Below are 18025 nucleotides of genomic sequence, written 5' to 3'. Positions count from 1 at the left end.
TCGCCGGGGCGTGCTCCCGCTCGCATCCGCGTGTGCGGGCGACATCTGGCCGGTCGCGGGAGCGTCGGCCGCGTCTCGCGGACGCATCCGCCGTTCGTGGTCTCGGCTACTGCTTCCACCACGGCATCTCGGCCGTCGCGTTGTGATCCTCGAGCGGGAACTCCGCGGTGTCGCCGGTCTCGAAGCGGGGGCCCGTCTGCCGTGCGGAGGCCTCCTGCTTCGCGACCTGCCGAGCCGCCTCCTCCTGGGCCGCCAGCGCCGCCTGGGCCATGGCCTCGCGTTCACGCCGCTCGTCCTCGGCGCGCCAGGCGTTCGAGGACCCGCGGAGGCCAGCCCGCTGGATGACGCGCTGGATCGTGAGGCCGCGCTCGTTCGGGTTCGGCACGAAGCGGATGTCGCGCAGCCCCTGCTCCTGCGCCGCGGACTCGAAGACGAAGTGGCCGTACCCGAGCACGCGCCCGATGAGCGGGCGATGCACCGAGATGTCGAGGATACGGGCGAGCGGCATGGTCGCGATGTTGCGGTTCAGGATGCCGTGCACGCGGAACACGCGCATGTTCGTGATCACGAACCGGTCCATGCGGGCGCCGAGGATGCGCCACGAGGCGTGCACGACGAGCCCCAGCGCGAGCAGGAGCGGGAACCAGTACAGCTGCGACGGCATCCAGGCGATGAGCATCAGCACCGGCACCGCCGCGAGCGCCTCGAGGATGGCACCGGCCACCGCGGCCCAGTGCTTGCGCACCTCGTCGACGACGAACTCGCCCTCATCGGCGATGAGGTGTCGCTCGACGCGCGGATCGAGACCGGGCACGCCCATGGGACTACGAGGCGAGCGAGCTGAAGAACTGACCGATGGCCTCGGTCGCGGTGAACACGGCGCCGAACGCGCCCTGCACGATGTTCGCCGCCTCGGTCGGGCGGGTGATCACGTAGAACGCCGCGAACACGACGACGAGGGCGAGGAGGATTCGTTTGACCCACTTCACGAGCGTGTATCCCTTCGAGTGCGGCGGTCTGACGGACGCGTCTCCCCCGAACGCGGGCCGACCGTGCTTTTCTACCGTACGAACGTGCGTCGGGCAACGCGCCACGCAGGGCGGCGCCGATAGGATGACGAGGTTCAGGCAAGCCCGGAAGGCAGGCGCGATGGCCGGCATCGAAGAGGTCGCACGGCTCGCAGGCGTGTCCACCGCCACCGTCTCGCGCGCGCTGAGCGGTCGCGGGCACGTCTCTCCGACGTCGAAGTCCAAGGTGCTCGACGCCGCCGCACAGCTCGGGTACGTCGTCAGCTCGAACGCCTCGAGCCTCGCATCGGGTCGCACGCGCAACATCGGCGTCGTGATCCCGTTCCTGAACCGCTGGTTCTTCTCCTCCGTGCTCGAGGGCGCGCAGGGGGCACTGCTCCGCCGCGGATACGACCTCACGCTCTACAACCTGTCGGGCGACGGCGAGGAGCGCTCGAGCGTCTTCGAGCACTTCCTGCTGCGGCAACGCGTCGACGCGGTCATCGCCGTCTCGCTCGAGCTCACCGAGCCCGAGGTGACCCGCCTGCACGAACTCGGCAAGCCGCTCGTCGGCGTCGGCGGCCCGATCTCGGGCGTGCGCACCCTCACCATCGACGACGTCGAGGTCGCCCGCCTCGCCACCGAGCACCTGCTCGCGCTCGGGCACCGTCGCATCGCCCACATCGGCGGCGACGTCGAGAACGACCTCGACTTCCACCTGCCCACCAATCGCCGCCACGGTTACGAGTTCGCGCTGCGCGACGCCGGCATCGACGTGGATCCCCGGCTCTTCGCCCCGGCCGACTTCACCATCCGCGGCGGCTTCCACGCGGCCAAGCAGCTGCTCGGCGTGCCCCACGACCGGCCGACCGCCATCTTCGCGGCCTCCGACGAGATGGCCATCGGCTCGATCCTCGCCGCGCGCGAGCTCGGCATGGTCGTGCCGCGCGACGTGTCGATCATCGGCATCGACGATCACGACCTCGCCGACTTCTTCGGACTCTCGACCGTCGCGCAGTTCCCGCGCCTGCAGGGCGAGAAGGCGGTCGAGATCCTCATGGAGCAGCTCGAGCCCGGCCCCGATGCCGCGGCGCCCGCAGCGACCCCCCTGCCGTTCGAGCTGCGCGTGCGCTCCTCGACCGCCCGCCCGCTCGACGCGTAGGGTCTCCCCGCGACATCCGCTCGCCCGCTCGCCCGCTCGCCCGCCGAGGGTCGAGTTCGCCGGTCGAGTTCGCCGGTCGAGTGACGGAGCGCATCGAGACCCGCTCGGCCACCCTGCGACATCCGCTCTGCTGCGACATCCGCTCGCTCGGTAGACTGGCCCGCATGGCTGATTCCACGTTTGACATCGTCTCCAAGGTCGACCACATGGAGGCCGAGAACGCCGTGAACCAGGCGCGCAAAGAGGTCGAGCAGCGCTACGACTTCAAGAACGTCGGCGCCTCGGTCGAATGGAGCGGCGAGAAGGTGCTGCTGAAGGCGCAGACCGACGAGCGCGTCAAGGCAGTGCTCGAGGTCGTCGAGTCGAAGTTCATCAAGCGCGGCATCACGCTGCGCTCGCTCGACACCGGTGAGCCCTACCCGTCGGGCAAGGAGTTCCGCATCGAGATCGCCCTCAAGAACGGCATCGACAGCGAGAACGCGAAGAAGATCTCGAAGATCATCCGCGACGAGGCGCCCAAGAGCGTGAAGTCGCAGATCCAGGGCGACGAGCTGCGCGTGTCCTCGAAGAGCCGCGACGACCTGCAGGCCACCATGGCGCTGCTCAAGGGCAAGGACCTCGACGTCGCCCTGCAGTTCGTCAACTTCCGCTGACCCGCGCGGCGCTGCGCTCCTGCGATGGTTTGCGGGCTGGAGTGCGTGAAACATCCTGCCTCCAGCCTGGAGAAGGTCGCGGGACGGTACCGACCGAGCCCCCGCCGCAAGCACGCCTGCACTGACTCACAAGAGGCGGATCGGACGCCGTACCTGTGGGAGGCCCGCCCGGACCAGGCGGTCCCGTATGGGTTCACGGGCCCACATGTCGGTCCAATCCCAGCGATCGAGCGCCTCGAGTCTGCGTCGGAGAGCATTCTCTCGATTCTTCTCGAGGACGACACGCTCGCCCGTCGCCTCGCCGTCGCCGGATCCCAGATACTTGCCATTGCCGTCGGCTTCCGCTCCGATGCCGTACTTCTCCCAGAAGAAGTCGAGGTACGCGGTCTTGCCGAGTTCGGGCAACCAGATCCCGTGCTGAAGCGCCGGCGGCGGGAATCCCCACTCTTCGATCACGAGGCGACTGCACGTCTCGAGCGGCGAGTCGGACTCGGATGTGGCGCGCTCCAGCACCGCTGCGACCTTGCGGCTTGCCGTGTAGCGTCCGAGCTGGCCGTGCGTTTCCCGGAGTCGCTCGATCGTCGTCCTGGGCGCCTGATCGCTCGCGGGTGTTGCGCGGAGCGCGGCATCGACCGCGGTCAGTGCGGCGCCGAGCGACGCATGACGGCACAACTGGATCAGTGATTGCTCGATCGAGGTGACCGCGCAACCATCGATCAACTCCGTCTGGAGTTCGATGCCGGTCGGGCGACCGACTGAGATGACACCGCGGCGACGATGACCTTGGCGGTCGGGCGCAAGCACGATGACGTCATCCGGCCAGCGTCTGACGATGGGAAGGTCGTGCAGCGCGATCGCCGAGTACGAGGTGAAGATCGGTGCGCGCATCGTCTGCGCCGCTGCCAGGACTTGCCGACGGTAGGCGATCGCCCACTGCTCGGACACCGACTTGGTCGTGTAGGCGCGGTCTTCGGTGAGTGGAGCAGCGTAGACGCCGCGACGCACGCGCACGAGTTCGCCTGCCTCAACGGCTGCCTGGAGCGTGGATTCCCGGCCCGCGGCTCTGGCCGCGCGGGCGAGGACGAAGCCGTTTTCGGTGGTGAGAAGGCCGCGGATCATCGTTCGATCATGAAGGCGCACACGCTCGCAGCCTCGTCCACAACGGCTTCATCCGGCGGCATCCGGACGGCATTGCGCTGTGGAGGAGAGGTCGTCGGGTGATCGCGGTCACTCGGCGATCACCTCGTACGATCTCTTCCCTCCCTCCCAGTCATCTCCCGCGACCTGCTCCGGGGTGGAGGCAGCTTGCCTCACGTCCTCCACCCCGCAAAAGGTCGCGGGAGCGAAAACGAACAGGTGGGCGAGCGCGGGCGAGCGCGGGTTCGGGCGCGGGTTCGAGCGGGCGAGCGGGCGCGCGCGTCAGCGACGGCGGCGCGGGGCGTAGCCGCGCAGCCAGCGCGTGATCGCGGCGTAGGCGGCGGCCCGCACGGGCTCGCGCGAGAGGAACACGTCGTGCAGCGCGCCGTCGATGCGCGAAACGGCGATGTCGGGGCCGAGCCGCGTGGCCCGCTCGGCGATCTCGTCGACGACGAGCACGCTGTCGCTCGAGCGCATCGCCTCCTCCCAGCGCGGGAGCAGCGTCGAGCGCGTCGACAGCAGCGTGAGTGCGGGCGCCCCGACGTCGATGCCCGCGGCGACGGCGGCGTGCCCGGCGAGCACGGCGGTGAGCCAGGCCGGATGCGTCGTGAAACCGCGCTCGGGCCGCCATTCGGGCGAGTAGTCCCATTCGCCGCCCATCGCCTTCGATACGGCGCGCGTGTAGAACCCGAGATCGACGTTCGGCATCGGGCCGAGGGGGTTCACCCGCGCGCCCCATCCGATCACGGGCGCGAGCGCCTGCCGCCCCGTGCGGCTGAGCTGGAACTCCAGCCACGGGCTGTTCAGCACGAGCGCCGACGCGCGCCCCGGATTGCGCGACGCCCACAGGCTCAGCGTGAGGCCGCCGGTCGAGTGCCCGACGAGGATCAGCGGTCGAGCGGATGCCCCGTGCGAGCCGGATGCCGCACCCGATGCCCCGCCCGAACCCTGCGCCGAACCGTGTCCCGCCCCGTGCCCCATGACCTCGAGCGCGGCCTCGAGGTCGCCGTCGTACGTGGCGAGGTCGGTGACGTAGCCGGGCGTCTGCCCCGGCCGCAGGCTCCGCCCGTACTTGCGCAGGTCGAGGGCGAAGAAGCGCGCACCGGCATCGACCCAGAAGCGCGCGAGCTCGGTGTTGAAGAAGTAGTCGCTCCAGCCGTGCACGTAGAGCACGTCGGCACCGGATGCGGCGCCACGGCGCCCCGGCCACCGGAATCCGGGCGAGTACCGGACCAGGGTCGCCACGACCTCGCCCTCGTCGTCGGTGCCGAGCGGCAGGGTGCGCTGCTCGAATCCGGGCCCGAGCACATCGGGCCGCCAGCCGTCGACCCGCACCTTCGACGGCACGCCCGCCTGCGCCCCGGACGGCGGCACCGAGGGCGTCTCGGACGATTCGGACGTGGACACGAGACCTCCCCCCGGGGTTCGGCTCTCAGCCTAGCGTCGCGATTCCGACGAGCGACGGGGCGTTCCCGACGAGCAGCACGGCGACGATCGCCCCGCCGAGCATCGACGGTCCGAACGGGATCGACCCGCGCAGCGTCACCCGCCGCAGCGCGAGCGCGACGAGCGAGACCACCCCGCCGATGACGAACGCGCCGAGCAGCCCGACGATCCACGCCGAGAGGCCGAACCAGCCGAGCACGAATCCGATGAGCAGCGCGAGCTTGACGTCGCCCATGCCCATCGCACCCGGCGAGATGAGCGCGAGCAGCAGGTACACGGCGAACATCGCCACCGACCCGACCAGCGCCCAGACGATCGAGAGCGGCCGCCCCGACAGCGGTGAGGCGATCAGGAACAGCACGGCGACGAGCCCGAGCGCCGGGAACACGACGGCGTTCGGCAGGCGGTGCTCCGCGAGGTCCACGAGCGCGAGCACGGTCGCGGATGCCGCGAACGCGAGCAGTGCGGGCAGTACCCAGGCATCGCCGAAACGCAGCCCGAGCAGCCCGAACGTGACCGCCGTGACGACGGATGCGGCGACCCGCAGCGTCTGCCGGGACATCCGCCGGCCACCGCGGCCCTCGGGCATGCGCAGGGACCGAAGCGTCCACGCGGTGAGCGGCCACCACCCGAGCACGGCGCCGAGCGCCGCGCAGGCCGGCGCGGTGACGATCAGCGACTCGAGCGGCACGGGGTGCAGCGTACCGGCTCGCCGGCCGGCGCCTCGCGCGTCATGCACAGGGTGTGCGGGGCACGCGACATCCGCTCACCGCGCCGAACCCGCCGAGCACGAGGCATCCGCTCGCCGTCGAAGACCCGCCGCGCACGAGGCATCCGCAGACCGCACGAAGACCCAGCTACACGTCACCCCGCGAGATGCCGACCATGTCGTCGCGGGGCACGACCTTGACGCGCACGCGCCCCTCGGCCTCGCCGAGCGAGAGCTCGTGCTGATCGAGCCGGTGCCAGCCGTCGAGGTCGGTGTAGGCGATGCCGCGCGACTCGAGCAGCTCGATCACCGACTCCTCGGAGGGCGACTCGGGAGTCCACCAGTTGCCGAGGTCGTTGATGACGTGCTTGATCGTCTCCATGGCGTCGGACTTGGTGTGGCCGATGAGACCCACGGGGCCGCGCTTGATCCAGCCGGTGGCGTAGACGCCGTACATCTGGCGAGGCTCGCCGGTGAGGGGGTCGTGCGTGAGCACCTGGCCCTCGTGGTTCGGGATGACGCCGAACCGGGTGTCGAACGGGACGCCGGGCAGCGGCGACCCGAAGTAGCCGACCGCGCGGTAGAGCGCCTGGATCGGCAGCTCACGGATCTCGCCCGTGCCGACCACGCCGCCCTCGCCGTCGGGCGCGGTGCGTTCGTAGCGGATGGCGCCGACCCGGCCGGTGCCGTCGTCGACGATCTCGAGCGGCTTGGCGAAGAAGTGCAGGTGCAGGCGACGCGACGCCTCGCCGACCTCGCGCTTGCGCCACTGCTGCAGCACCTTGTCGATGACGAAGACCTGCTTGTTGCCCGCGACGGCCGCGCGCGCGGCGTCGTCGTAGTCGAAGTCCTCGTCGTACACGATCATGTCGACGTCGCGCAGCTCGCCGAGCTCGCGCAGCTCGAGGGGCGTGAACTTGACCGAGGTCGGGCCGCGACGGCCGAACACGTGCACGTCGGTGACGGGCGACTCGGCGAGGCCGGCGGCGACATTGGCCGGGATCTCGGTGACCATGAGGTCTTCGACGTGCTTGGCGAGGATGCGCGAGACGTCGAGCGCGACGTTGCCGTTGCCGATGACGGCGACCTCGCGCGCCTCGAGCGGCCAGGTGCGCGGCACGTCTGGGTGCCCGTCGAACCAGCTCACGAAGTCGGCGGCGCCGTACGACCCCTCGAGCCCGATGCCGGGCAGGTTGAGCGAGGCGTCGCGCACCGCGCCCGTCGCGAAGATCACCGCGTTGTAGTGGTGCTTCAGGTCGTCGAGCGTGAGGTCATCGCCGAAGCGCACGTTGCCGAAGATGCGGATGTCGCCGCGGTCGAGCACCTCGCGGAGCGCCGTGATGATGCCCTTGATGCGCGGGTGGTCGGGCGCGACGCCGTAGCGCACGAGCCCGTACGGCGCGGGCAGGTGGTCGAAGAGGTCGATCGACACGTCGAAGTTGCGCTCGGACTTCAGCAGGATGTCGGCGGCGTAGATGCCCGCGGGCCCGGCCCCGACGATCGCGAGTCGCAGCTTGTTCCTGGTCACCGTCGGTCCTCCATCAGTCGAGCGGATGCATGCGAGCGGATGCCTCGAGCCGGCCTAGCTCGCGCGGTCGACGACCGACTCGGCGAACCGGGTCAGCGCCTTCTTCACGGTGCCCTCGGGCAGCGGGTCGAGCGCGGCGACGGCCTCGCGCGCCCAGCGCTGCGCCTCGTCGTACGTGGCCGTGGTCGCCTCGTGCTCGCGCAGTTCGGCGACGATCGCGTCGACCGTCTCGCGCGAGGGCACGATGCGCGAGGCGAGCGTGTTGGTGTCGTGCGGGTCGGTGAGCTCCGCGCCGTCGGCGGGCGGCATCACGTCGCGCCGGATGCGTCGGAGCAGGTCGGCCGAGGCTGGGTCGGTCTTCGCGAGCTCGGTCAGGCGCAGCACGGGCAGCGTCACGACGCCCGCACGCAGGTCGGTGCCGGGCACCTTGCCGGTGGTCTCGGGCTGCGGCGAGAGGTCGATGACGTCGTCGATGAGCTGGAACGCGATGCCGATCTTCTCGCCGAACTCGACGACGGGCGCCTCGTAGGCGGGGTCGGCCCCCGAGAAGACGAGTCCCGACTGGGCGGCGGCCGCGATGAGCGACCCGGTCTTGTCGGCGAGCACCTGGATGTAGTGCTCGATGGGGTCGTCGCCCTCGACGGGTCCGACGGTCTCGTGCAGTTGCCCGAGCACGAGCCGCTCGAACGTGCCGGCCTGCATGCGGATGGCCCGCTCGCCGAGCTGGGCCATGAGCTGGCTGGCACGGGCGAAGAGCAGGTCGCCGGTGAGGATCGCGACCGAGTTGCCCCAGACGGTCTGCGCGCTCGGGACCCCGCGGCGGCGCTCGGACTCGTCCATGACGTCGTCGTGGTAGAGCGAGCCGAGGTGCGTGATCTCGATGGCCTCGGCCGCGGTCACGACGTCGTCGGTGATGCCCGCGCCGAGTTGCGCGGTGAGCAGCGTCAGCATGGGACGCACGCGCTTGCCGCCGGCCTGGAGCAGGTACCTGGTCGAGGCATCGGCGACGGAGTCGGCGAAGCTGACCTCTCGGATCAGTCCCGCTTCGACGCGCTCGATGCCCGCGTCGATCGCCCTCGCCATCGCCTTGTCGGCGGATGACGCGAACAGGCGCTCGCTCAGACCCAGGTTCGCAGCGAGCGCTGAGCCGCGTCGGGCGACCGGATGGCTCGGATTCACGTGTTCGAGTCTATCGGGGCGAACCTGCGAGCCCCGTTCGCCCGGTCGGCGGCGGCGCGCCCCGCGGATCGACGCGGCGGCGATCCCCGCCCGGGCTCGGCCCGAGCGGCGTCTGCGGTCGGCGCGAGCCGCTCCTGCGGCCGGCGCGAGCCCTCAGGCGAGCGGCTTGCGCGCCCGGTGCAGGGCGACGATGCCGCCGGTGAGGTTGCGCCACGCGACATCCGTGTAGCCGACATCGCGGATCTTCGCCGCGAGCGCCGCCTGATCGGGCCAGGCCTCGATCGACTCGTTGAGGTAGTCGTAGGCGTCGTCGTTCGAGCTCGAGAGGCGCACGAGCGTCGGCATGACGTAGCGCTGGTAGGCGTGGTAGCCGGCGCGGATGATCGGGGCGGGCGGCTCCGAGAACTCGCACACGACGAGGCGACCGCCGGGCCTGGTGACCCGGAGGAACTCGGCGAGCGCGAGCTCGGGCCCGTTGACGTTGCGCAGGCCGAACGAGATCGTGACCGCGTCGAACTCGTCGTCGCCGAACGGCAGCGCGGTGGCATCGGCCTCGACGAAGACGATGTTGGGCACATGCGCCTGACGGCTGCGGCCGACCTCGATCATGCCGGGCGAGAAGTCGGCGGCGACGACGCTCGCGCCCGAGGCCGCGAGGCTCGCGCTCGAGGTGCCCGTGCCGGCCGCGACGTCGAGGATGCGCTCGCCCGGCTTCGGGGCCACGGCGCGCGTCGTGGACACGCGCCAGAGCGGGGCGTTGCCCATGGAGAGCACGGTGTTGGTGCGGTCGTATCGGGCGGCGACCCGGTCGAACATCGCCGACACCTCGCGGGGGTCCTTGCCGAGGTCTGCGCGCGTCATCCCTCGATTCTAGGTCGCCGATGCGGTGCATGCGCTGGGAAGCATGTGCCGGCGCGCAGGTTCGTGCCGGGGCGCGAGCGTAGGCTGATCCGGTGATGCAGACGGATGCCGCGACCGAGCCGGATACCGCCGCCCAGACGGATGCCACCGCCGAGCGCCCCCGGCCGCGCCTCGTGGTGCGAACCGAACCGGTCGACGAGCTCGCACCGCTCATCCCCAGGGCCGACCCGCGGCATCCGCTGCTCTGGATGCGCCGCGGCGAGGGCATCGTGGGCCTCGGCGAGACGCTGCGCATCGAGACCTCCGGCGCCGACCGGGTCGACGACGCGGCGGCCGTCTGGACCGAGCTCGCGGCCGATGCCGACATCGACGACCGGGTGGGGCTGCCCGGCACGGGCCTCGTCGCGTTCGGCGCATTCGCGTTCGCCGACGAGTCCGCGTCGACGAGCGTGCTGGTCGTGCCCGAGCTCGTGCTCGGCCGCCGCGACGGGCGCGCCTGGGTGACCCGCATCGCGCTCGCGGAGGTCGCAGCCGACACCGTCGCGAAGGCCGGCGCCGACGAGGCGGGGGCGGATGCCGCGGGGTCCGACCTGCTCGCGATCCCCGAGCCGGCGCCGCGGCGACGCATTCCGCGGGTGACGTTCGAGCCGGGCGCCGTGCCGCCCGATCGCTACGAGCAGGCGGTGGCCGAGGCCGTGCGCCGCATCGACGGCGGCGAGCTCGCCAAGGTCGTGCTCGCGCGCGAACTCGTGGGCGAGCTGCATGAAGAGGACGGGCTGCGCGCGACGATCCACCGTCTCGCCGAGGACTACCCCGACACGTGGGTGTTCGCGGTCGACGGCCTCATCGGCGCGAGCCCCGAGACGCTCGTGCGCGTCGACCACGGCACGGTCTCGGCCCGGGTGCTGGCCGGCACGTCCGCACGGGGTGCGGGCGAGGCATCCGACCGCGAACGCGCGACCGCGCTCACCGAGTCCGTCAAGGACCGTGCCGAGCACGCCCTCGCCGTCGCGAGCGCGGTGAAGCGGCTCGAACCGCACACCGCGCGCCTCGACACGAGCCCCGAGCCGTTCACGCTGCAGCTGCCGAACCTGTGGCACCTCGCGACCGACCTCAAGGGCACCCTCGGCGACGGATCGACCGCCCTCGACCTCGTGCGCGCCGTGCACCCGACCGCCGCGGTCGCCGGCACGCCCAGGCGCGTCGCGCTCCGCGTACTCGCCGAGCTCGAGGGCTTCGATCGCGGGCGCTACGCGGGCCCGGTCGGCTGGGTCGACGGCGACGGCGACGGCGAGTGGGCGATCGCGCTGCGCTGCGCCCAGGTCGAGCCCGACGGCACCGTGCGCGCGTATGCGGGCTGCGGCATCGTGCACGACTCGGTGCCGGCCGACGAGCTGGCCGAGACCGACATGAAGTTCCGCCCGATCGTCGAGGCGTTCGGCGGCTGAGCTCTCACTACTGGTGCCGTGCCGCCTCGCGCACTGACCAGCCACTCGCGGTCGCCACCGGACGCGCGAGCCACCACTCGCAGTCGCCACCACTCGCACTCGCCACCGGACGCGCGAGCCACCAGTCCCGCCGGCCACCGATCGCAGGTCACCGCCGTGCGCTGTGCTCTCCGACGACGCCGTCACCTGACCTGCCACCACCGGGAACGTCGCAGCCGTAGACCACCCCGGCCTCGCGCCCGGGTCATCGCGTGAGGGCCCGGGGGTCGCTCCTGAATCTCGGTGGAGAAGTGGAGAAGTAGCCATGCAGCCCTGCAGCCATGCAGCCATGCAGCCATGCAGCCATGCAGCCATGCAGCCATGCAGCCATGCAGCCATGCAGCCCTGCAGCCATGCAGCCATCATTCTGGAATCGACACCCGCCCTGCGCGCGAGACGTACAGGGCACGACCTGCGCTCACGAGGCCGGCGGAAACCTTCGCCGGCACCGAGAACCCCACGCGCAATGCCGCCACCGAAGACCCCATGCGCAAGGCCGCCGCCCCGCCGCCGCGCCGCCCCGCCGCCGCCGTCGCGACAGCCACGCGCGCGGTTCAGTCCAGCGCCGCTCAGCTCGCCGCGAGCCGCGCCTTCTGCTCCTCGACGTCGTAGTCGGCCTTGGGCCACTCGAGCCCCATGCGCTCGAGCGCGTCGGTCAGCAGATGCTGCACGACCAGGCGCGAGTACCACTTGCGGTCCGCGGGAACCACGTACCACGGGGCATCCGGCGTCGCGGTGCGCTCGAAGGCGGTCTGGTAGGCCTCCTGGTACTTCGCGCCGAGCAACCGCTCGTCGATGTCGCCCGGGTTGAACTTCCAATGCTTGTCGGGCCGGTCGAGCCGCTCCTGCAGGCGCGCCTTCTGCTCGTCGGCCGAGATGTGCAGCATGACCTTGATGATCGTCGTGCCGGTGGCGGTCAGTTCGCGTTCGAAGTCGTTGATGGCGCCGTAGCGGCGCTCGATCTCCTCAGGAGGCGCGAGCGACCGCACGCGCGCGATGAGCACGTCCTCGTAGTGCGAGCGATCGAAGACGCCGATCAGGCCGGGCCCCGGCACCTCCTTGTGGATGCGCCAGAGGAAGTCGTGCGCGAGCTCCTCGGCGGTCGGCTTCTTGAACGCCGCGAGCTGCACGCCCTGCGGGTCGACCGCACCCATGACGTGCTTGACGATGCCGCCCTTGCCTGCCGTGTCCATGGCCTGCAGCACGAGCAGGATGCGCCGCTCGTCGCCGCCCATGCGGCTGCCCGCGAACAGCTGCTCCTGCAGGTCGGCGAGGCGAGGGAGCCCGTCGGCGAGGGCCTGCGCGCCCTCGGCCTTGCCGCCGTCGAAGCCGGGATGCGAACGCGGGTCGACGTCGGCGAGCCGGAACCCCTCACCGACCCGCAGCAACTCGATCGGGTCGGCGGTCCAGTGCGGTGCGTGGTTCATGCGGCTCCCCTCGCGCGACGCGGCGTCGCGCAGGTCTCCATCCTGTCGAGCGAGCGGATGCCGCGGCAAGGCCTCATGTCGCAGGGCCGGTCGAGCAGGCCGCCCGCGGTCGCCGGTCGAGCAGGCCGCCCGCGGCCGTATCGAGACCGCCGCCGGTCGAGCAGGCCGCCGGCGGCCTACCGCGGCAGCGGAACCTCGAGCAGCGACGGGCCTTCGACGGGCGCCGCGAGCGCGTCGCTGAGTTCGCCGCGCGTCGTCGCGCGGGCGTAACCCCAGCCGTACGCCGTCGCGAGCGCCGAGAGGTCGACCGCCTGGGGCGTGTACTGCACGCGGTCGAACGCCGTGTCGGCGGCCGAACCGGCGACCTCGAGCGCGTCGAAGATCGTGCCGCCGCCGTCGTTGCCGACGATGACCTGCAGGCGCGGCCTCGCCTCGCCCGCGCCGAGCAGCAGCGAGCCGACGTCGTGCAGCAGCGTGAGGTCGCCGATCACGGCGCGGGTCACGGCTCCGCTCGCGATGGCCACGCCGAGCGCGGTCGCCACGGTGCCGTCGATGCCCGCGAGCCCGCGGTTGGCGTGCACGGTGATGCGGCGCCCCGGCACGGCGCGGTCGGCGTCGCGGATGAGCCTCGATGCGCCGAACACGAGCCGGTCGTGCGGCCAGGTCGCCGCCCAGACGGCGTCGACCAGCATGCGCCGGGTGATCGGGGCGCGCACGGCGGCGAGCTGCGCCTTCATGTACTCGCGCTGCGCCGCGTAGTCGGACACGTGCCCGGTCTCGTCGATGCCGCTCTGCAGGCCGACCGTCTGCGGCAGGCCCGCCTCGACGATCGAGCGGCTGGCGTGCACCCAGCGGCCGAGCCACTCGCGCGCCTCCTGCGGCAGGGGGCCCGGTTGCGCTTCGGCCCGCACGGCGCGTTCGAAGCGGCGCACCCGTCTGCCGGGGTTGTACCACTCGATGCCCGACGCCGAGACGACGATCGCCTCGACCCCCGAGCGCTGCACGAGCTCGGGCACCTCGCGCGACAGCGTCGGGTGTCCGAACACGACGACCCGCTCGACGCGGTCGCCGAACCCGGGCTCGCGCAGCAGCTCGCGGTAGGCGACCACGAGGTTCGGGCCGAAGTGGGCGCCGCTCGTGACCTCGGCGATGAGCGGCCAGCCGCCATCGCGCGCGAACTGCTCGGCGCCCGGCCCTGCGCCGTCGCCCGCGACGACCACGGTGCGCGGCCCGCGCTCGATGACGGCGCCATGCGGGGCATCCGCGGCGCCGGCACCAGGGGCGGATGCCGCGGCCCGCCCGGATGCCGCAGCAGAGCCGGCCGTCGCCGTCGAAGCGGATGCCGCGGCCGACGCGAGCACCGCGGCCGCGACCGCGTCCGTCTCGTCGACGACCGGCGCCTCGTCGAGCTCGATCGCCGAGGACAACGGCTCGGTGAGCTGCAGGTTCAGGTGCACCGGACCCGGGCCCGGGTGCGCCGACGGCTGTCCGCGATCGTCGCGTCCGAGCGAGACGGCCACGGCCACGCGCGCGAGCCGGGCCGCTGCGGCCGCCTCGGCGGGGTCGCCGACCGGCGGGGGGACGTCGCGTTCCATGCGCACCGCGCCGGCGAAGATGCCGGGCTGCACCGTGGTCTGGTTGGAGCGGATGCCGCGCATCGCCTCGGGGCGATCGGCGGCGCACACGATGAGCGGCACACCCGAGTGATGGGCCTCGAGCACGGCCGGGTGCAGGTTCGCGACGGCGGTGCCCGACGTGACGACGACGACCGTCGGTCGACCCGACTCGGCCGCGAGTCCGAGCGCGAGGAACCCGGCGCCGCGCTCGTCGATGCGCACGTGCAGGCGGATCGCGCCGAGCCGTTCGAGCTCCGCCGCCGCGAGCGCGAACGCCTGCGAGCGGGATCCGGGCGCCACGACCACGTCGCGCACACCCGCACGCACGAAGCCGCCGAGCAGCGCGAAGGCCGCGGCGGATGCAGGGCTGCGCTCCGCGATGGGCTCGGAGGGCAGGCGGTGCGCCTCAGCCATTCGGCCGGCCGGATGCTCCAGCCTCGCCGGCGGCGTCGGGGCCGTCGTGGCGCTTCGAGTCGGGGTGCGGCACGTCGTCGCCGGATTCGGGGTCGTGCGGCTCGTCGGTGTCGAGGTCGGCCAACTCCTGCTCGAGGCGGCGGATGCGCTCGTCCTGCTCGGCGTCGCTGCGCAGTCCCTTGAGGAACTCGACGTCGTCGTCGGGTGCGAGCGGGCCCTTGCCCCCGGCGCGGTACGCGCGGCCACGGCCGATGAGGAACCAGAGGATGCCGCCGATCACGGGCAGGAGCACGACGATCGCGACCCACCACCCGCGGCTCACTCCACGGATGCGGGATCGATCGAAGAACGCGCAGTCGGCGATCGCGTAGACCCAGAAGATCACGGCCGCGATGCCGAGGACGAACCAGACCCGAACCATGCCGTCAGTCTAGGCGTGTCGGGCGGGTTCCGGCTGGGAGAGCGTACAGGCTCGCCGACCTACACTTGCAGGGTGAAATCCGTTCCCGTCTGGATCCGGTACACCGCGTTGCGCATCCTGATGTTCGCGGTGCCGCTCGCCGTGCTGCTCCTCGCCGGCGTGCCCGGATGGATCGCCGCACTCGTCGCCGCCGTGTTCGGCCTCAGCGCGTCGCTCATCTTCCTGCGCCGCCCGCGCGAGTCGATGGCCTCCGACCTCTACGCCGCACGTCACCGCGAGAGCCCGGCCGTGCATGAAGACGACGCCGACGAGGACGCCGCGATCGACGCCGCGTCGCGGAAACCGCCGGTCGAGTAGCGCACCGCGCAGCCCCGAGCGCGACTGACGCCCGACCTTCGGAAGAACGCCGCCCCGCGGCATCCGCGGTTCAGAACGCGATCGCGAGCCCCAAGCCGATGCCGTACGCGAGCGCGGTGAAGCTCGTGAGCTGCAGCGCGAGGATGAGTTCGCGCGGCGTCTTGGCCGTGAGCACGATGACGCACGCCGGCAGGGCGAGCAGCAGTGCGAAGAACACGAGCACCGCGGTCGGGTAGAACAGCGCGAAGAAGCCGACGAACACGAACGGCACGAGCGTGAAGACCGTGAACAGGATGCGTCCGGCGAGCGGCCCCACGAGCACCGCGAGCGTGCGCTTGCCCGCCGCGCGGTCCTGCACGACGTCGCGCAGGTTGTTGGCCATGAGCACCGCGCAGGCGAGCAGGCCCACGCCGATGCCGCCGATCCACGCCTCGAGGTTCACGGTGAGCGCCTGCACGAACGCCGAACCGGCCGTGGCGACGAGGCCGAAGAAGACGAAGACGAACACCTCGCCGAGGCCGTAGTAGCCGTATGGGTGCTTGCCGCCGGTGTAGAACCAGGCGGCGACGATCGCGACCGCGCCGACCGCGATGAGCCACCACTGCTGCGTGATGACCGTGAGCGCGAGGCCCGCGAGCGCCGCGACGGCGAAGAACGCGAGGGCGACGAAGAGCACGGCCTTCGGCTTCACGAGGCCCGACGCGGTGAGCCGGGCGGGGCCGACGCGGTGGTCGTCGGTGCCGCGGATGCCGTCGGAGTAGTCGTTGGCGTAGTTCACGCCGATCTGCAACGCGAGCGCCACGACGAGCGCGAGCGCGAAGCGGGTCGGATGCCACGTCTCGTCGGGGACCGCGATGATGCCGGCGCCCGTGCCGAGCGCCACGGGTGCGATCGCGAGCGGCAGCGTGCGCAGGCGCGCACCGGCGATCCAGTCGCCGGGAGTCAGCCGGGTGCGACCCGCGACGGCCGGACCCGCCTTCGCGGCGGCCGCCGCCTTGGCCGGATTGCCGGAGCGGCCGACCGGGGTCGGGCGTCGCTTGGGGTCGGACTGGTTCGAGCGCTGGGGTTTCGGGCGTGCCACACGATCATGCTAGTTCGCGGTTCCTATGACCCGGCTTCGCGCACGTGCCCCGGCTGCGCATGCGGCGTCCATCGCGCCACGCCCTTTCGCCGGTCCACGACCTCGAGCGGCGGCCCGCAAGACGTCGTGGCGCGTGAAAGCGACGTGGCGGAGCGGGGGGCGAGCGCGGACGGGGCCGTCAAGCGAGCCGCGCGGCGAGCGCCCGGCGGTCGGGCTTGCCCGAGGCCAGGTGCGGCATGCGCTCGAGCTCGAGCAGGCGCACGGGGCGGCCGGCGGGTGGGAGGCCGGCGGCGTCGGTCGCCGCGGCGAGAGCGGCGAGGGCGTCGGGCGCTTCGCGAGGGGCGGATGCCGCGACATCCGCTCGCTCGGATGCCGCGCGTTCGACGACGACCGCCGGCCGCTCGCCCCACTCGGGGTCGGCGACCGGCAGCACGACCGCGGCTGCGAATCCGGCGACGGCGCGCACGGCGCGCTCGACCTCGCCGAGGGAGACCTTGACGCCGCCCGAGATGATGACGTCGTCAGCGCGGCCGGTGATGCGCAGGCGGCCGTCGGGCGCGAGCTCGCCGAGATCGCCCGTGCGGTACCAGCGCGTGCCGCGGGCGTCGGTCGTGAAGGCGGCCGCGGTGCGCTCGGGATCGTCGAGGTATCCACTCGCAAGCGTGGGCCCGCTGAGCTGCACCTCGCCTCGGCCGGGCGTGCCCGCCGACGCCGACGGGCTCGACGGCGGCTCGTCGACGATGCGCACGCCGACGCCGTCGAGCGGGCGTCCGTCGTAGACGCATCCGCCCGAGGTCTCGCTCGACCCGTAGGTGCGCACGACCGCGACGCCCGCGTCGGCGGCACGCTCGGCGAGCGCGGGCGCGAGCGCCTGTCCGCCGATGAGCACGGCGTCGAACGACCGCAGGGCGGCCCCGACGAAGGCGTCGCGGTCGGCGACGTCGAGCAGGCGCGCGAGCTGCGTCGGCACGAGCGAGGTGTAGTGCGGCACGTGCGCGTCGAGCCGAGCGGATGCCTCGGCGAACGCGCGCGGGTCGAACGGGCCCTGCGGCAGCACGACGGTCTCGCTGCCCGCCAGGATGCCGCGCACGAGCACCTGCGCCCCCGCGATGTAGTGGCCGGGCAGGGCGAGCAGCCACTGGCCCGTGCCGCCGAGGGCGTCGTGCGTGGCGTCGGCGCTCGCGACGAGGGCGTCTGCGGTGAGCAGCACGCGCTTCGGGGCATCGGTCGAACCGCTCGTCTCGACGACGAGGGCGATGTCGTCGGCGACGTCGAGGCCCTCGGCCACGAACCCGGTCTGCGGTGTCACCCGATTCGGAGTCTCGGTCGACACGCCGAGCGCGGCGGGCGCGGCGACGGGGTGTCGGCCCACATCTCCGAATCCGGTGGAACGGGCGACGCGCTCAGACGGCACCGGCCACACCGCCGGGCCGCCGTCGAGGGCGTCGGCGAGCGCCCGGCGCAGCGCCGCGGCATCCGCCGCTGAAACCCTGATGAGCGGTTTCATCGCGAGACCGGCAACCCGCCGAACCGGTGTCGG

General features: G+C 72.2%; 17 protein-coding genes. 4 read left to right on the top strand and 13 right to left on the bottom strand.

Going from position 1 to position 18025, the window contains the following annotated elements; all coding sequences use genetic code 11:
* Positions 1-106: 106 nt before the first annotated feature.
* Together AC3IPY_RS02210 and AC3IPY_RS02205 are read right to left on the bottom strand one after the other, a co-directional pair.
* On the bottom strand, positions 107-814 hold the full coding sequence (locus tag AC3IPY_RS02210; protein WP_489186362.1) for a PH domain-containing protein: 708 nt from the start codon (positions 812-814) through the stop codon (positions 107-109).
* 10 nt (positions 815-824) lie between these two features.
* Entirely contained in the window at positions 825-989 is a 165-nt protein-coding gene (locus AC3IPY_RS02205; protein WP_489186361.1) for a hypothetical protein, read from the bottom strand.
* Positions 990-1149: 160 nt separating this feature from the next.
* Between AC3IPY_RS02205 and AC3IPY_RS02200 the strand changes: the two genes are divergently transcribed.
* Positions 1150-2169, top strand: coding sequence for a LacI family DNA-binding transcriptional regulator (locus tag AC3IPY_RS02200; RefSeq protein WP_489186359.1), 1020 nt, complete (start codon positions 1150-1152; stop codon positions 2167-2169).
* A 164-nt stretch (positions 2170-2333) separates the two neighbouring features.
* The gene (locus AC3IPY_RS02195) at positions 2334-2822 is read left to right on the top strand and encodes a YajQ family cyclic di-GMP-binding protein (RefSeq protein ID WP_489186357.1); all 489 of its coding nucleotides are present in this window, start codon (positions 2334-2336) and stop codon (positions 2820-2822) included.
* Positions 2823-2948: 126 nt separating this feature from the next.
* On the opposite strand, the gene AC3IPY_RS02190 is transcribed toward AC3IPY_RS02195, so the two are convergent.
* The 6 genes from AC3IPY_RS02190 to AC3IPY_RS02165 all read right to left on the bottom strand — a co-directional run bounded on the left by AC3IPY_RS02190 (position 2949) and on the right by AC3IPY_RS02165 (position 9682).
* Entirely contained in the window at positions 2949-3941 is a 993-nt protein-coding gene (locus AC3IPY_RS02190; protein ID WP_489186355.1) for a hypothetical protein, read from the bottom strand.
* A 300-nt stretch (positions 3942-4241) separates the two neighbouring features.
* Complete coding sequence (locus tag AC3IPY_RS02185) at positions 4242-5294, bottom strand: alpha/beta hydrolase (protein WP_489188414.1); 1053 nt, start codon at positions 5292-5294, stop codon at positions 4242-4244.
* Between the two features lie 97 nt (positions 5295-5391).
* A complete protein-coding gene (locus AC3IPY_RS02180) occupies positions 5392-6096 on the bottom strand; it encodes a prepilin peptidase (RefSeq protein WP_489186353.1) in 705 nt (234 codons plus the stop codon).
* A gap of 166 nt (positions 6097-6262) precedes the next feature.
* Entirely contained in the window at positions 6263-7642 is a 1380-nt protein-coding gene (locus AC3IPY_RS02175; protein WP_489186352.1) for an FAD-dependent oxidoreductase, read from the bottom strand.
* Between the two features lie 54 nt (positions 7643-7696).
* Complete coding sequence (locus AC3IPY_RS02170) at positions 7697-8821, bottom strand: polyprenyl synthetase family protein (protein WP_489186351.1); 1125 nt, start codon at positions 8819-8821, stop codon at positions 7697-7699.
* A 153-nt stretch (positions 8822-8974) separates the two neighbouring features.
* Positions 8975-9682: a class I SAM-dependent methyltransferase gene (locus AC3IPY_RS02165; protein WP_489186349.1), complete on the bottom strand. Its 708-nt coding sequence runs from the start codon at positions 9680-9682 to the stop codon at positions 8975-8977.
* Positions 9683-9777: 95 nt separating this feature from the next.
* Here AC3IPY_RS02165 and AC3IPY_RS02160 point away from each other — a divergent pair, with 95 nt between their 5' ends.
* Positions 9778-11130 (top strand): isochorismate synthase, encoded by a 1353-nt coding sequence (locus tag AC3IPY_RS02160; RefSeq protein WP_489188413.1) that lies wholly within the window; start codon positions 9778-9780, stop codon positions 11128-11130.
* A 608-nt stretch (positions 11131-11738) separates the two neighbouring features.
* Here the strand turns inward: AC3IPY_RS02160 and AC3IPY_RS02155 are convergent.
* From AC3IPY_RS02155 to AC3IPY_RS02145, 3 genes are all read right to left on the bottom strand, one after another.
* Entirely contained in the window at positions 11739-12596 is an 858-nt protein-coding gene (locus tag AC3IPY_RS02155; RefSeq protein WP_489186347.1) for a polyphosphate kinase 2 family protein, read from the bottom strand.
* A 176-nt stretch (positions 12597-12772) separates the two neighbouring features.
* Positions 12773-14626, bottom strand: coding sequence for a 2-succinyl-5-enolpyruvyl-6-hydroxy-3-cyclohexene-1-carboxylic-acid synthase (gene menD, locus AC3IPY_RS02150; protein WP_489186346.1), 1854 nt, complete (start codon positions 14624-14626; stop codon positions 12773-12775).
* Complete coding sequence (locus AC3IPY_RS02145; protein ID WP_489186344.1) at positions 14619-15047, bottom strand: PLD nuclease N-terminal domain-containing protein; 429 nt, start codon at positions 15045-15047, stop codon at positions 14619-14621. Before AC3IPY_RS02145 ends, menD begins: the two co-directional genes overlap by 8 nt.
* Before the next feature lie 72 nt (positions 15048-15119).
* On the opposite strand from AC3IPY_RS02145, the gene AC3IPY_RS02140 reads away from it, so the two are divergent.
* The gene (locus AC3IPY_RS02140; protein WP_489186342.1) at positions 15120-15404 is read left to right on the top strand and encodes a DUF4229 domain-containing protein; all 285 of its coding nucleotides are present in this window, start codon (positions 15120-15122) and stop codon (positions 15402-15404) included.
* A 70-nt stretch (positions 15405-15474) separates the two neighbouring features.
* Here AC3IPY_RS02140 and AC3IPY_RS02135 read toward each other — a convergent pair whose 3' ends face one another.
* Both AC3IPY_RS02135 and AC3IPY_RS02130 read right to left on the bottom strand, forming a co-directional pair.
* Positions 15475-16485, bottom strand: coding sequence for a 1,4-dihydroxy-2-naphthoate polyprenyltransferase (locus AC3IPY_RS02135; protein ID WP_489186340.1), 1011 nt, complete (start codon positions 16483-16485; stop codon positions 15475-15477).
* Between the two features lie 178 nt (positions 16486-16663).
* Entirely contained in the window at positions 16664-17992 is a 1329-nt protein-coding gene (locus AC3IPY_RS02130; protein ID WP_489186338.1) for an AMP-binding protein, read from the bottom strand.
* Positions 17993-18025: the final 33 nt, after the last annotated feature.

It is taken from the genome of Agromyces sp. GL_144 (assembly GCF_057834305.1).
Note: the sequence above shows the minus strand (reverse complement) of the source record. Positions and strands in the feature narration are given on the sequence as shown.

Bases quoted from the DNA above. Each gene is read 5' to 3' on its own strand.
- menD (WP_489186346.1), bottom strand. From the start codon at position 14,626: ATGGCTGAGGCGCACCGCCTGCCCTCCGAGCCCATCGCGGAGCGCAGC.
- AC3IPY_RS02145 (WP_489186344.1), bottom strand. From the start codon at position 15,047: ATGGTTCGGGTCTGGTTCGTCCTCGGCATCGCGGCCGTGATCTTCTGG.
- AC3IPY_RS02200 (WP_489186359.1), top strand. From the start codon at position 1,150: ATGGCCGGCATCGAAGAGGTCGCACGGCTCGCAGGCGTGTCCACCGCC.
- AC3IPY_RS02155 (WP_489186347.1), bottom strand. From the start codon at position 12,596: ATGAACCACGCACCGCACTGGACCGCCGACCCGATCGAGTTGCTGCGG.
- AC3IPY_RS02160 (WP_489188413.1), top strand. From the start codon at position 9,778: ATGCAGACGGATGCCGCGACCGAGCCGGATACCGCCGCCCAGACGGAT.
- AC3IPY_RS02190 (WP_489186355.1), bottom strand. From the start codon at position 3,941: ATGATCCGCGGCCTTCTCACCACCGAAAACGGCTTCGTCCTCGCCCGC.
- AC3IPY_RS02195 (WP_489186357.1), top strand. From the start codon at position 2,334: ATGGCTGATTCCACGTTTGACATCGTCTCCAAGGTCGACCACATGGAG.
- AC3IPY_RS02130 (WP_489186338.1), bottom strand. From the start codon at position 17,992: ATGAAACCGCTCATCAGGGTTTCAGCGGCGGATGCCGCGGCGCTGCGC.
- AC3IPY_RS02165 (WP_489186349.1), bottom strand. From the start codon at position 9,682: ATGACGCGCGCAGACCTCGGCAAGGACCCCCGCGAGGTGTCGGCGATG.